13 protein-coding genes are annotated in these 13,216 nt (G+C 62.7%); 8 read left to right on the top strand and 5 right to left on the bottom strand.

Annotated elements, in window-relative coordinates; all coding sequences use genetic code 11:
• Window positions 1–97 precede the first annotated feature (97 nt).
• From M2368_RS11760 to M2368_RS11750, 3 genes are all read left to right on the top strand, one after another.
• The gene (locus tag M2368_RS11760) at window positions 98–1,627 is read left to right on the top strand and encodes a sodium:solute symporter family protein (RefSeq protein WP_498724526.1); all 1,530 of its coding nucleotides are present in this window, start codon (window positions 98–100) and stop codon (window positions 1,625–1,627) included.
• Between the two features lie 593 nt (window positions 1,628–2,220).
• On the top strand, window positions 2,221–2,502 hold the full coding sequence (locus tag M2368_RS11755; protein ID WP_133834948.1) for a helix-turn-helix domain-containing protein: 282 nt from the start codon (window positions 2,221–2,223) through the stop codon (window positions 2,500–2,502).
• 1 nt (window position 2,503) lies between these two features.
• Complete coding sequence (locus tag M2368_RS11750; RefSeq protein ID WP_133834949.1) at window positions 2,504–3,790, top strand: HipA domain-containing protein; 1,287 nt, start codon at window positions 2,504–2,506, stop codon at window positions 3,788–3,790.
• Here M2368_RS11750 and M2368_RS11745 read toward each other — a convergent pair.
• From M2368_RS11745 to M2368_RS11730, 4 genes are all read right to left on the bottom strand, one after another.
• Window positions 3,771–3,884, bottom strand: coding sequence for an NUDIX domain-containing protein (locus M2368_RS11745; protein WP_286172329.1), 114 nt, complete (start codon window positions 3,882–3,884; stop codon window positions 3,771–3,773). The genes M2368_RS11750 and M2368_RS11745 overlap by 20 nt on opposite strands.
• A 15-nt stretch (window positions 3,885–3,899) precedes the next feature.
• Complete coding sequence (locus tag M2368_RS11740) at window positions 3,900–4,058, bottom strand: hypothetical protein (protein WP_402697469.1); 159 nt, start codon at window positions 4,056–4,058, stop codon at window positions 3,900–3,902.
• A gap of 109 nt (window positions 4,059–4,167) precedes the next feature.
• Window positions 4,168–5,457, bottom strand: a complete 1,290-nt coding sequence (locus M2368_RS11735) for an adenylosuccinate synthase (protein ID WP_133834950.1) — start codon at window positions 5,455–5,457, stop codon at window positions 4,168–4,170.
• Between the two features lie 155 nt (window positions 5,458–5,612).
• The gene (locus tag M2368_RS11730) at window positions 5,613–6,266 is read right to left on the bottom strand and encodes a Pr6Pr family membrane protein (protein WP_105657920.1); all 654 of its coding nucleotides are present in this window, start codon (window positions 6,264–6,266) and stop codon (window positions 5,613–5,615) included.
• A 176-nt stretch (window positions 6,267–6,442) separates the two neighbouring features.
• On the opposite strand from M2368_RS11730, the gene M2368_RS11725 reads away from it, so the two are divergent.
• Window positions 6,443–7,252: a MerR family transcriptional regulator gene (locus M2368_RS11725; RefSeq protein WP_332503703.1), complete on the top strand. Its 810-nt coding sequence runs from the start codon at window positions 6,443–6,445 to the stop codon at window positions 7,250–7,252.
• On the opposite strand, the gene M2368_RS11720 is transcribed toward M2368_RS11725, so the two are convergent.
• Entirely contained in the window at window positions 7,237–8,472 is a 1,236-nt protein-coding gene (locus tag M2368_RS11720) for an ROK family transcriptional regulator (RefSeq protein WP_332488375.1), read from the bottom strand. The two genes, M2368_RS11725 and M2368_RS11720, sit on opposite strands and share 16 nt — an antisense overlap.
• Before the next feature lie 130 nt (window positions 8,473–8,602).
• On the opposite strand from M2368_RS11720, the gene xylA reads away from it, so the two are divergent.
• From xylA to M2368_RS11700, 4 genes are read left to right on the top strand one after another with little or no spacing between them, the layout of a single operon-like run.
• The gene (gene xylA / locus M2368_RS11715) at window positions 8,603–9,790 is read left to right on the top strand and encodes a xylose isomerase (protein ID WP_105662643.1); all 1,188 of its coding nucleotides are present in this window, start codon (window positions 8,603–8,605) and stop codon (window positions 9,788–9,790) included.
• Window positions 9,791–9,831: 41 nt separating this feature from the next.
• Complete coding sequence (gene xylB, locus M2368_RS11710) at window positions 9,832–11,259, top strand: xylulokinase (RefSeq protein WP_498724525.1); 1,428 nt, start codon at window positions 9,832–9,834, stop codon at window positions 11,257–11,259.
• A gap of 9 nt (window positions 11,260–11,268) precedes the next feature.
• Complete coding sequence (locus tag M2368_RS11705; protein ID WP_388024624.1) at window positions 11,269–12,537, top strand: FAD-binding protein; 1,269 nt, start codon at window positions 11,269–11,271, stop codon at window positions 12,535–12,537.
• Window positions 12,538–12,570: 33 nt separating this feature from the next.
• On the top strand, window positions 12,571–13,104 hold the full coding sequence (locus M2368_RS11700; protein ID WP_133834955.1) for a TetR/AcrR family transcriptional regulator: 534 nt from the start codon (window positions 12,571–12,573) through the stop codon (window positions 13,102–13,104).
• Window positions 13,105–13,216 lie beyond the last annotated feature (112 nt).

The raw sequence follows: 13,216 nt of genomic DNA, 5'->3' as shown, positions 1-13,216 counted from the left end.
ATTTCCATTGATCGGCAGCGCCAGCGCTAGTAGCCTGTGATGCAACAAAAGTTTACTTACAGTAAGCGCTGCCTTCATCCGGACATCGAGGTTCTCCATGGAATTCATCAACGGCGCGATTGTCGCCGCCTACCTGGCCGCAATGCTGGCCTTTGGCTGGTGGGGCAAATCCCGCACCAAGAACAGCAGCGACTACCTGGTGGCCGGCCGGCGCCTGGGCCCCTTCCTCTACACCGGAACCATGGCGGCAGTTGTGCTCGGCGGAGCCTCGACCGTGGGCGGCGTTGGCCTGGGCTACAAGCACGGGATCTCCGGCATGTGGCTCGTGGTGGCTATTGGCGCAGGCGTGATCCTGCTGTCGCTGGCTTTCGCCCCGACGCTGCAGAAGCTCAAGGTCTTCACCGTTTCGCAGATGCTGACCCTGCGCTACGGCAGCGCGGCGGCAACCAATACCTCCGGCATCGTCATGCTGGCCTACACGCTGATGCTCTGCGCCACCTCCACCAGCGCCTACGCCACCATTTTCGTGGTGCTCTTCGGCTGGGAGAAATGGCTGGCCATCGCCATCGGCGGCGCCATCGTGGTCATCTACTCGACCATCGGCGGCATGTGGTCCATCACCCTGGCCGACCAGGTGCAGTTCATCATCAAGACCATCGGCATCTTCGCCCTGATGCTGCCCTTCTCCATGCATGCCGCCGGCGGCCTGGATGGCATCCGCGAGCGCATGGGCGCCGAATTCTTCAGCTTCACCGGCATGGGGCTGCAGTCGATCATCACCTACTTCGTGGTCTACACCTTGGGCCTGCTGATCGGCCAGGACATCTGGCAGCGCGTCTTCACCGCCAAAACCCCGAAGGTCGCCCGCTGGGGCGGGATGACTGCTGGCATCTACTGCATCTTCTACGGCGCTGCCGGCGCACTGATTGGCATGGCCGCGAAGGTGGCGCTGCCGAATATCGCGGGCGCGGCGGAGAACAAGGACGTGGTTTATGCCGAGGTCGCCACTCAGCTGCTGCCAGTTGCGGTGGGCGGATTGGTCATGGCCGCAGCCGTGGCCGCGATGATGTCCACCGCCTCCGGAGCGCTGATCGCCGCCGCAACCGTGGCCCGCACCGATGTCACCCCATTTGTCGCCAGCTGGTTCGGCAAGCGCGTGGAAGTGAATACCGATGAGAACCCCGAGCATGACGTGCGCGCGAACCGCATCTGGGTGATGGCGCTGGGCGTCGTCACGGTCACCTTGGCGATCCTGGTGGACGACGTGGTCGCAGCACTGACCATTGCCTACGACATCCTGGTGGGCGGATTGCTGGTGGCAATCATCGGCGGCCTGCTGTGGAAGCGCGGCAATGGCGCTGGGGCCACAGCCTCCATGGCGGCAGGATCAATAGCTACTTTGGGCACGATGATCATCTTGGAGATCCAGGCTGAGAACAAGTTCGACGGCGTCTACGCCAATGAGCCGATCTACTACGGTCTGATCGCTTCGGCAGCAGCGTTCATTGCTGTTTCGCTGTTGACCAAGTCGACGGACCGACAGGTGATTGAGCACTGGAACCTGCGCGTTGCGGGCAAGATCCAGGACGCTCCGGTCAATGCCACGGCACAAGAGCCTACGCTCTAGTCCGCCAAGAATACCGAGTGGAGCATATAAGATTCGAGCCCTGTGCCCAGCGGTGAAAACCGCTGGGCACAGTACTCGTTTTCTGTTCGACATCCAGCGCCCCAGAATAGGCTGCGCAGGAATCCAAGCGGAACATGAAATTATGAGTTCACAATTCAGCAGGACGCGTCTTTGCCGCACGGGAACTTAGAAACGGCAGTATTGCAGCGTTGGCATCTCGGCTTCTTTATCGCTCCCGCAGACTTGAAACCCTTTATTTCTGATCTGTCGTTGATGCTCATATTTTCATCACCCGAAATAGATGGTGTGGCAGCTGACCCAGGCCGATCATGATGATTGCCAGCACCACCAGCACGACCAGCTTGCTGGTGGTGCTGGCCTTTTGGCACCTTAGCGGTAATGCGCAGTTTTTTGGTCTTTAGTGGCACACAGTGATTAAAGATCAAATTTCTGGGCATTAATGCTCACCATGCGCTAATGCACAAGATTCTGCTCATTAAAGCCACTGACCTACTAAAGCGCAAAAATCAGTACATTATGATGTCATCGGGGTTAATTCACGATAAAATGGGCTTTAAGAGAAAGGCGGGCGCATGCGAAACGACCCCAAAGCCATAGGAAGCACCTTGCGCAAACAGCGCATCGACCTCGGACTGAGCCAAGAGGACGTCGCCGACCAGCTCGGCATCTCCCGCAACACCATCAGCGCGATCGAAAACGGCAAGCTCGGCAACGCCAACATCCTGCTCGAAATCATGTCCATCCTCGGCCTGGATCTGCTCATCGCCCCGCGCCACTCCGGCGAGACCAACGCCATCCGCAACAGCATGGCCCACAACGCCCGCAGCATCCACCACCGAGTCAAGAGGAGCTGAGGTGGCGGACCCACAGCTGGCACTATGGTTCGATGGAGTGCACACGGCCACCATCACCGATCACGGCTTCGGCACCATTTCCCTGCAGTACACCCCCGAAGCTCAAAACAGCAGCGCACTGCTGTCCACCAAGCTGCCCATCCGGGAAGAACCCTACCCCTGGGTCGAATGCGTCCACTTCCTGGACGGCCTGCTGCCAGAAGACGACATCCGCAAAATGCTCGCCGACAAGGCGAGAATCGCTCACGTGGACACCTTCATGATGCTCGGCGCCTACGGTAAGGACTGCGCCGGCGCCGTCCAAGTGCTCCCCCTGGGCGAAGAACCCAACAACGAACCGCACAATATCCGCTGGACCACCGCCGAGGAACTGGCCAAAGCCATCACCAACCTGCCCACAGCACCCCTGGGCATCGGCATCGACAGCTCCATCCGGGTGAGCCTGGGAGGACTCCAAGGCAAGCTGCTCGTAGTCCGCGACGGACCCCGCATCGGCATGCCCCTGGACGGCAGCCCCACCACCCACATCCTCAAACCCGCGCGGCTGAACGAAGACGGCACCGAACAATGGCCGTCCATCGCCGAGCTGGAACTGTTCGGCCTGAGGCTGGTCGAAGCCTCCGTGCGCCTGAGCCGCTCCAAACGCCAAATCGCCGCCGCCGCCGAAGTCATCACCGTCCAAGGCCGCAAAGCAATCCTGGTTGAACGCTACGACCGCGACGCCCAATCCGAACCTGTGCGGCGCATCCACCAGGAGGACTTCTGCCAAGCGCTCGGCATGAAGCAGAAGTACCAGAAACCCGCAGAGAAATCCCCCACGCTGAAGCTAATCGCCCAGGTCCTCACCGACAACGCTTCAAATCCTCCGCGAGAGCGCGAACTCCTGCTCAAATACCTGACCGTGAACTTGGCCTTGGGGAACTGCGACATGCACGCCCGGAACATCGGGCTGACCATCGACCGCGGAACCGTGCGACTGGCGCCGGCCTACGATGTGGTCCCCACCGCAGCATGGGAGCACGCCGACCGCGAGCTGTCCCTGCACGTAGGCGCCGGCGTGCACATCGACGAAGTCAACGGCAGGCACCTGATGGACGAAGTGTCCTCGTGGGGTATCCCAGCGAAAATTGCCGCCAGGCAGATCCGCGCCACTCTGGAAGCGATGCTGGATGCGCTCCCGGCGCTCATCGAGCAATCGCGCGCAGAAGGCTGGTTCACCCCCATGATCCTCGACGTTGCCGCTGACACCAGAAAACGGATCGACCGGCTCACCCCGCCAGGTACATAACAAGACACGGGGTTGTCCGTAGCTCCTCACTCACTTCTCGCACGGCCGCATCGATAGGAGGTCCGTCCGGCTCCGGCTTGCCACCCGGAAACATGAAAGATGCCGTGCCTCATTTGCGGCCTGTCAGAACCTGCCCGGCCTCATGCACGGCAATGCCCGCTGACAAGTAATCTGTTCCGGCATTCGAGTTTCTTCGTGATCCATCCACGTGCTGGTTGTGCATGTCCGAAGAAACCGCCATGCCCGCCATCCAGTCCGAGAATTTCATCTTGGGGTGCCTGAACCGCACTACCAGCATGTCTTAGGTTCTAGTGCACGAAAAGGAGCCGCCGCAGTTCATCAGCTGATGAACTGCGGCGGCTCCTTGGCTACAGGAACTAGTCCTTGATCAAATCGTGGCGCACGATCGTCTGATCGCGGTCCGGGCCTACGCCGATGGCGGAGATGCGGGTTCCGGAGATCTTCTCCAGGGCCAGGATGTAGTTCCGGGCGTTCTCCGGAAGATCTTCCATGGTCTGTGCGCCCGAGATGTCCTCGGTCCAGCCCGGGAAGTACTCGAAGATCGGCTTCGCGTGGTGGAAGTCGGTCTGCGTCATCGGCATTTCGTCGTGGCGCACGCCGTCAACGTCATAGGCCACGCACACCGGGATCTGCTCGATGTTGGTGAGCACGTCCAGCTTGGTCACGAAGTAGTCGGTGAAGCCGTTCACGCGCGAGGCGTGGCGAGCCAGCACGGCGTCGTACCAACCGCAACGACGCGGGCGTCCGGTGTTTACGCCGAATTCGCCACCGGTCTTCTGCAGGTAGAGGCCCATGTCGTCGAACAGCTCGGTAGGGAACGGACCAGCACCCACGCGGGTGGTGTAGGCCTTGATGATGCCGATGGAGCGGGTGATGCGGGTCGGGCCGATGCCCGAACCCACGGACGCGCCACCAGCAGTCGGGTTGGAGGACGTCACGAATGGGTAGGTACCGTGGTCCACGTCCAGGAAGGTGGCCTGGCCGCCTTCCATCAGCACGACCTTGTCCTCGTCCAGAGCCTTGTTCAGCTCGTAGGTGGAGTCGATGACCAGCGGGCGCAGGCGCTCGGCGTAGGAGAGGAAGTACGAGACGATTTCCTCGACCTCGACGCTGCGGCGGTTGTAGATCTTGACCAGCAGCTCGTTCTTCTGGCGCAGTGCGCCTTCGACCTTCTGGCGCAGGATGGACTCGTCGAAGACGTCCTGCACGCGGATGCCCAGGCGTCCGACCTTGTCCATGTAGGCGGGGCCGATGCCGCGGCCGGTGGTGCCGATGGCCCGCTTGCCCAGGAAGCGTTCGGTGACCTTGTCCATGGTCTGGTGGTACGGGGCCACCAGGTGGGCGTTGGCCGAAACGCGCAGCTTCGAGGTGTCGGCGCCGCGCGATTCCAGGCCGTCGATTTCTTCGAAGAGGGCTTCAAGATTCACCACGCAGCCATTGCCGATAATCGGAGTGGCGTTCGGGGAAAGGATGCCGGCAGGAAGGAGCTTGAGCTCGTACTTCTCGCCGCCTACGACCACGGTGTGCCCGGCGTTGTTGCCGCCGTTTGGCTTCACTACATAGTCGACCTTGCCACCGAGCAGGTCGGTAGCCTTTCCTTTGCCTTCATCGCCCCATTGGGCTCCGACGATCACGATTGCTGGCATGGGATCCTCCCCCTTGCTTAAAGCAGCGGTTGCGGCGTGCTTAGCGCCGTCCCGGCACGGTGCCGGACAAAAAATATGCCCCTGTCCTGCTCACTGAAACCTGAAGGTCCGTTGCAAGAGTTAGGGGCTCTTACGACCAAAGTTTACCGAAACGATTAGCGAATCTCGAGTTGCACGTCACGATGTCGCCCACGCAGGCCATAAGCGACAACCAGAAAAGCTATTCCCGCGAAGAGCACGGCAATGGAAACAACGTACAGGGCAATGACGGGGTATCCCTGATCCGGGTCGAGGAACGGGTAAGGAACCCATCCATCGGACGCTCCGCGAATCAGCACTACCCCGGTCCAGAGCAACGGGTAAATCAGCAATAGCGGCACTGCCCGGTAGGACAGGGAAGTACGGTCCCTGGCCAAGAGCCAATCGGCCAGAACCAGCAGGGGACCGAGAATATGCATTACCCAATTCGCCCAAGGAAGCGGAACCCCGCCTGCGGCCCCTAAGGGTGCCAGCAGCGTGAGGTAGATCAGCCCGACCACGACCATGCACACGCTCGCCATGGCACGCAGGCCCACAACCCAGCGGGGCATCGAAGCACCCTTGGCTAGGCCCATCAGTCCTGCGATAAGCCCGACCAGAACCACCACCAGATTCGACTGGATGGTGAAGTAGCCAAAGAAATTCAGTGGCTGCACCGGGCCCCGTGAGGCAGTGTCGGCGTAGGTCGCCACGATAGCGCCCAGGGTGGCCAGCGCCCACAGTATCCGAGCCAGGTTGAGGAAGCGCAAGGCGGTTTGACGGGTCTTCACCCTGGAAGACTATAGCCAGCTGCTGCCTCATCCAAGGATTCATGCGTAGCTGCTCGGAGATTCCGGAACTTTGCCGGCCGTCAAAACCGCCCGGGAGAACTCTCGCGATGCAACAATTATTCCAAAACCAGCCAAGGGCTTGCCCCTGACACAGTGTGAGGGCGGAGAACTGAAGCATGCTATCCATCGGGGCGTTTGCGCAGATCGGCCAGGTTACCCACCGCATGCTGCGGCACTGGGATACCGCCGGGGTGCTCAAGCCCGCCCACGTAGACCCGTGCAGCGGCTACCGTTCCTACGACCCTTCCCAGCTCCAGCGCTTGCATCAGATCGTGGCCTTGCGCGAGCTGGGTTTCGGCCTGGAAGAGGTTTCCCTGATCCTGGATCAGGGAGCCACCGCGGAAAAGATTGCTGAGCACTTGCAGAATCGTGCCGCGCAGGTCGAGGCCGAACACCGGCTGGCCACGCAGCGGCTGCAGGATGTGCAACGGCGCCTGCGCTTGATCTCAAAGGAGAATCTCATGTCACGCATTGAAATCATCCACAAGCCACTGCCCGCAGTGCGCTTGGCCGCAGGCCGCTTCACGGTGTCCGAGCAACCTGAAATCGCTGGTCGCATCGGCCCGCTCTTCGACAGAATCGCGCAGTCCATTCAGGGCCAAAGCCTTGCCACGCCCATTGCGCAATACAACGGAACTGAGGATGGAGTAGAGGTCATTGCCGGATACGCCACTAACGCTCCCAACCTCGCCGATGTCGAAATCATCGAGCTCCCCGCGGTGCCCGAAGCCATCTGCGGAGTGCACCTCGGCTCCATGGACACCATCCATGAAAGCTGGCAGGCCGTGCACGAAGAAGTCCTAGCCCGCGGTTTGGTTCCGACCGGTCCGTGCCGCGAAGTCTACGTGCGTGCCATCTCCGAAGACCAAGGTGATTGGGTGGCCGAACTGCAGCAGCCGGTAGGCGTTTCTCAACCCACCAGCTGATGCGGGGCCTCCAACAGGTCCCCCGCCACGCTGCGCGCGGCACCGACCAGCGCACCTGTTTGACCCAGCGGCGAGCACAGCAGTCGAGCCTGGCCGGCGATGCTCGGCGCGTGCATCTGGAGGCTGGCTTCCATGGCAGGACGTAGCCACTGTTCCAGGGCGGCAAAGTGCCCGCCAAAGACTACCGTGGAAACGTCATACAGGCGCATGGCCGAGGCCACCGCAATTCCCAAGGATTTTCCGGCCTCGGCTACCGCGCTCAGCGCGGGTTCGGTTCCGGTTTCCAGCGCTTGGAATAGCTGGTGGATCCGCCGTTGGCGCGAGGCGCTATCGACCATCGCCCCTAGATCAGCGGCAGCCAGGATCGCTTCCTGCCCGGCAATGGTTTCCAAGCATCCACGACCGCCGCAGCTGCAGGCCCTGCCCTCGGGGGCAATCACCACATGCCCGAGTTCACCGGCGTGTCCCTGGGGACCGGCAAAAAGTTCAGCGTCGATTATCAATCCGCCACCGATGCCCACTTCCCCGGAGACAAACAGGAAGTCGCGTTCTTGGACGTCCATCAACTGCTGCTGGGCCAGCGCTGAGGCGTTGGCTTCGTTAAAGAGCCTGAAGCGGGTTTTGGCGTCGGGCAGCAATGCTGCGACATCCAGGTCTTGCCGCTCCCAGCCGAGGTTAGGGGCCTGCAGGACGGTGTACCGCTCCTCGTTGACCAAACCAGGAACAGCCAACCCGCCGCCGAGAATCATTAGCCCTTGGGCCCGGGCGGCAGCTTGGAGCCTTTGACTCAGCTCTCCCAGCGCAGCGAGCACTTCGCTGGCTGTTGAGCTGTGGTTGGCACTGGGCAGGATTTCGTGTGCCAGCAGTTTGCCGCTGAGGTCCACCAGCCCGGCGGCTATGTAGTCAACGTTGATTTCCATGCCCATGACACAGCGTGCGGGGTTCAGGATGAGCCCCACCGAGGGCCGCCCGCGTTCCCCGTCGCGGTGCACGCCAATTTCGATAACTAGTCCGGCCGCCAGCAAATCGGCGACCAGGCTGGAGACCGAGGCCTTGGTGAGCTGGCTGAGTTGGGCGATATCGGCGCGTGATAACCGCTGGTCTTCCCCTGCGCCTGCGATCACCGATAGGACCCTGGCCAGGTTGGCTTTGCGCACGTCTCCGACGTTACCCGGGGCCGAAGAGCTTGCGGCACGGGCGCTAGACGCTGGTTGGCGCATGCCTTCTCCTTGAGAATTTATTGGGACGAATCGTTCACTGCTCGCTATTGACTCTAGCGCATCACCACCCATATAGTTCAGGACATAAACTAAATGGCATCAGCCAACCCCCGATCCAAGGATGCATCCCATGACTCTTCAGCCAACCGCCGCCGACCGCTTCACTTTTGGACTGTGGACCGTGGGATGGACCGGTGCCGATCCCTTCGGTGTCGCCACCCGCAAGAACCTGGATCCGGTGGAAGCTGTCCACAAGCTGGCCGAGCTCGGCGCCTACGGCATCACCTTCCACGACAACGACCTGATTCCTTTTGACGCCACCGCTTCCCAGCGCGAGCAGATCCTTTCGGACTTCCGTGCAGCACTCAAGGAAACCGGCCTGAAGGTCCCGATGGTGACCACCAACCTGTTCAGCCACCCGGTATTCAAGGATGGCGGCTTCACCTCCAACGACCGCTCGATCCGCCGCTTCGCGCTGGCCAAGGTCCTGCACAACATCGACCTGGCAGCCGAAATGGGCGCCGAAACCTTCGTCATGTGGGGCGGCCGCGAAGGCGCCGAGTACGACGGCTCGAAGGACCTGGCCGCGGCACTTGACCGCATGGGCGAAGGCGTGGACACCGCAGCCGGCTACATCAAGGAAAAAGGCTACAACCTGCGCATCGCGCTGGAGCCGAAGCCGAATGAGCCACGCGGCGACATCTTCCTGCCAACCGTAGGCCACGGCCTGGCCTTCATCGAGAAGCTGGAACACGGGGACATTGTCGGATTGAACCCGGAGACCGGCCACGAGCAGATGGCTGGCCTGAACTTCACCCACGGCATCGCCCAGGCGCTGTGGGCAGGCAAGCTGTTCCACATCGACCTCAACGGCCAGCGCGGCATCAAGTACGACCAGGACCTGGTCTTCGGCCACGGCGATCTGACCAGCGCCTTCTTCACCGTCGACCTGCTGGAGAACGGCTTCCCGACCGGCGGACCCAAGTACGATGGCCCCCGCCACTTCGACTACAAGCCATCGCGCACCGACGGCTACGACGGCGTGTGGGACTCGGCCAAGGCAAACATGTCCATGTACCTGATGCTCAAGGAACGCGCACAGGCATTCCGCGCAGACCCCGAGGTCCAGGAGGCGATGAAGCTCTCGGGCGTGTTCGAGCTGGGCGAGAGCACCCTGGACGCCGGCGAAACCGCGCAGCAGCTGATGGACGATGCGGCAAGCTTCGCCGACTTCGACGCCAACGCCGCAGCGCAGCGCAACTTCGCGTTCATCCGCCTGAACCAGCTGGCCATCGAGCACCTGCTCAACGCCCGCTAGACCGCTCACCCCCGCCCACCGCAGAAAGCAGCCGAAGAACAATGACGCTCGTTGCCGGCATAGATTCATCCACCCAGTCATGCAAGGTGGTCATCCGCGACGCCGCAACAGGCGCCCTGGTCCGCTCCGGCCGTGCCTCGCACCCCGATGGCACCGAAGTGGATCCGGAATCCTGGTTCAGCGCATTGCAGGAAGCGATCGCCCAGGCCGGGGGCCTGGACGACGTGGACGCCATCTCGGTGGGCGGGCAGCAGCATGGCATGGTGGTGCTCGACGCCAGCGGTGCGATGATCCGCCCGGCACTGCTGTGGAACGACACCCGCAGCGCGCAGGCGGCCAGCCAGATCATCACCGAGGCAGGCCAGGGCGATGCCGCGGCGGGCGCCCAGTACTGGGCACAGCGCACCGGCACCGTCCCGGTCTCCTCGATCACGCTGACCAAGCTGCGCTGGCTGAGGGACAATGAGCCCCAGAACGCGGCCAAGGTCGCTGCCGTCTGCCTGCCGCACGACTGGCTGTCCTGGCGCCTGGCCGGCTACGGCCCGGGCTCCGGGGCAGCAGGGCTGGCCGCCCTGCGCACCGATCGTTCGGATGCCTCGGGCACCGGCTACTACCGTGCCGCCGAAAACGCCTATGACTACGAGGCGCTGGAGCAGCATCTGGGCCACGCCCCGATTCTGCCTACGGTCGCTGGCCCGCTGGAATCCATTGGCCGCACCACTTCCGGAGCACTGATCGGTGCCGGCGCGGGCGATAACGCCGCGGCCGGCTTGGGCGTAGGCGCCACGGTGGGCGACGTCGTCATGTCCCTGGGCACCTCCGGCACCGTCTTCGCGGTTGCCGATTCCCCATCGGCAGATGCCTCCGGCCTGGTGGCAGGCTTCGCCGACGCCACCGGCAACTACCTGCCATTGGTATGCACCCTGAATGCCACCCGCATCTTCGATGCCACCGCCACCCTGCTGCAGGTCAGCCTCGAAGAATTCAATGACCTGGCACTATCCGCCGTCCCGGGTAGCGACGGGCTGGCCTTGCTGCCCTACTTCGACGGCGAGCGCACCCCGAACCTGCCAGAGGCCACCGGCTCGCTGCATGGCATCACCCGAGCCAACTACACCGCCGCGAATCTGGCCCGCAGCGCCGTGGAAGCGGTGGTTTGCTCGCTAGCCGACGGCCTGCGCGCACTGGAAGCCCAAGGGGTTGAAGCGCAGCGCATCATCCTTGTCGGCGGTGGAGCGCAGTCCCGCGCGGTCCAGCAGATCGCCGCCCAGATCCTGGGATTGCCAATTTTGATCCCGGCCCCGGGCGAATACGTCGCCGATGGCGCAGCCCGCCAGGCGGCCGGCGTACTGGCCGGGGAATTCCCCAATTGGGCCCAGGGCACTGCCCAAGTCCCAGCGATGGAACTGGCCCCGCAGATACTGGAACGCTATCGCGCACTGGTTTCCAGCCAGTGGCTCGACAAGTAAGGATTAGCCGTGGAACTGCGCAACAAGGAACTGAACTGGGCCGGAAATCTTGAATACCGGGCCGCGCAACTGCTGTTTCCCGCCAGCCTCGAGCAGCTGCAGGATATTGTTCGCGCAGCCAAGGCCGTGAAGGTCCTGGGCTCCCGCCATTCCTTCAATGACATCGCCGATACCCGCGAAACCATGATCACGCTGGCCAAGATGCCGGAAGCCATCGAGATTGATGCGCTGGCCATGGCCGTGCGCGTCAGCGCCGGCACCACCTACGGCGCCCTGGCTGATGCACTTCAACGCGCCGGCTATGCCCTGCACAATCTCGCCTCCCTGCCGCATATCTCGGTAGCCGGCGCAGTATCCACCGGAACCCACGGTTCGGGCGAAACCCATGGCAACCTCGCCACCGCCGTGCGCGCAGTGGAACTGGTGCTGGCCGACGGCTCGCAACTGAGCGTGCAGCGCGGCGACGAGGATTTCAATGGCATCGTGGTCGGCCTGGGCGCGCTGGGCGTGCTGACCCACCTCACCTTGGATATCCTGCCGAGCTTCGAGATGCAGCAGACCGTCTACCAGGATCTGTCCTGGGACAAGGTGCTCGACGGCTTCGACACCATCCAGGCTTCGGCCTACAGCGTCAGCCTGTTCACTGACTGGAGCGGCGAGCAGGTAGGCCAGACCTGGCTCAAGCGCCGCGTCGGCGATGCGCTGGTAGAGCATTTTGACCAGGGCCGGTTCGGCGGGTTCCCGGCAACTGCTGCGATGCACCCGCTGCCCGGTGCCGATGGGTCCATCTGCAGCCAACAGCTCGGAGCAACCGGTCCATGGTCGGATCGCTTGGCGCATTTCCGCATGGACTTCACCCCCAGCGCCGGCGATGAACTGCAGACCGAATACCTGGTCCCGCGCGAGCACGCGGCAGAAGCGATCCAGGCCGTCCGCGGGCTTTCCCCCGCCATCACTCCCCTGCTGCTGGTCTCGGAAGTGCGCACCATTGCCGCCGATGAACTGTGGCTCAGTGGAAACTACGGCCGTGACGGCATCGCCCTGCACTTCACCTGGAAATCCCAGCAGGAGGCTGTCGAGGCGCTCCTACCGCGGATCGAGGAAGCACTGGCTCCTTTTGCGGCACGCCCGCACTGGGGCAAGCTCTTCGCAGCCACCTCTACGCAGCTGGCCGGGCTGTATCCGAAGTTCAACGACTTCATTGCATTGGCGCAGCGCCTGGATCCGTCCGGCAAGTTCCGCAACGACTTCCTGGACCGCACGGTGTTTGGAGCCTGAGCGCGCACAGGCGTTGCGACTAGACTTGTCACCATGGCATTGACTCAGTTAACGGTCGTGGACACCGCGGTCGGCATCCTGCAACAGTTCGGGTTGGCTGATTTGTCGATGCGCCGATTGGCCAAGGAACTCGATGTCCAGGTCGGTGCGCTCTACTGGCATGTGAAGAACAAGCAGGAGCTGCTGGCGCAGGTTGCCGCCCAGCTGCTGAATACCCCTGCGCTGTCGGTGGATGCCGAGGACTACAATTCCCCATCCGAGGCAATCCTGCAGCTGGCGCGCAAGCTCTACCTCGCGTTGCTGCCGATCCAGGACAGCCCCGAGGTCATCGAAGTCGCCACCGCAATGCAGGCCACCGAGCTCCAGCCGGTGCTGCAGCTTCGCACCCTGCTGGAAGCAGCAGGGCTGCCTGCCGAAAATGCCCGCCATGGACAGCAGCTTTTGCTGAACCACGTGCTCGGCTCGGTCGCCTACCGCCAGAACCTCGTGCAGCTCGATGTCGACGCGCCCCTGGCTGATGGCTTCGACTGGGGGCTGCGGCGGGCCGTTGCCGGCCTCATCGGCTAACGCCTCGCGCCGGGAATTCCCAGCTCTGCCAGCTCCCGCGCGCTAGCGGTCATTTCTCGAACTTCCTTTTTGGCCAAGGCAGCTTCCGGGTTATCGCTCAGGACCGAGACGT

This window comes from Arthrobacter sp. JUb119 (genome assembly GCF_024807995.1).
Taxonomy (GTDB): domain Bacteria; phylum Actinomycetota; class Actinomycetes; order Actinomycetales; family Micrococcaceae; genus Glutamicibacter.
Note: the sequence above shows the minus strand (reverse complement) of the source record. Positions and strands in the feature narration are given on the sequence as shown.

Bases quoted from the DNA above. Each gene is read 5' to 3' on its own strand.
- M2368_RS11720 (WP_332488375.1), bottom strand. From the start codon at position 8,472: ATGCGCCAACCAGCGTCTAGCGCCCGTGCCGCAAGCTCTTCGGCCCCG.
- M2368_RS11760 (WP_498724526.1), top strand. From the start codon at position 98: ATGGAATTCATCAACGGCGCGATTGTCGCCGCCTACCTGGCCGCAATG.
- M2368_RS11700 (WP_133834955.1), top strand. From the start codon at position 12,571: ATGGCATTGACTCAGTTAACGGTCGTGGACACCGCGGTCGGCATCCTG.
- M2368_RS11725 (WP_332503703.1), top strand. From the start codon at position 6,443: ATGCTATCCATCGGGGCGTTTGCGCAGATCGGCCAGGTTACCCACCGC.
- xylA (WP_105662643.1), top strand. From the start codon at position 8,603: ATGACTCTTCAGCCAACCGCCGCCGACCGCTTCACTTTTGGACTGTGG.
- M2368_RS11755 (WP_133834948.1), top strand. From the start codon at position 2,221: ATGCGAAACGACCCCAAAGCCATAGGAAGCACCTTGCGCAAACAGCGC.
- M2368_RS11740 (WP_402697469.1), bottom strand. From the start codon at position 4,058: ATGAAATTCTCGGACTGGATGGCGGGCATGGCGGTTTCTTCGGACATG.
- xylB (WP_498724525.1), top strand. From the start codon at position 9,832: ATGACGCTCGTTGCCGGCATAGATTCATCCACCCAGTCATGCAAGGTG.
- M2368_RS11735 (WP_133834950.1), bottom strand. From the start codon at position 5,457: ATGCCAGCAATCGTGATCGTCGGAGCCCAATGGGGCGATGAAGGCAAA.
- M2368_RS11745 (WP_286172329.1), bottom strand. From the start codon at position 3,884: ATGTTTCCGGGTGGCAAGCCGGAGCCGGACGGACCTCCTATCGATGCG.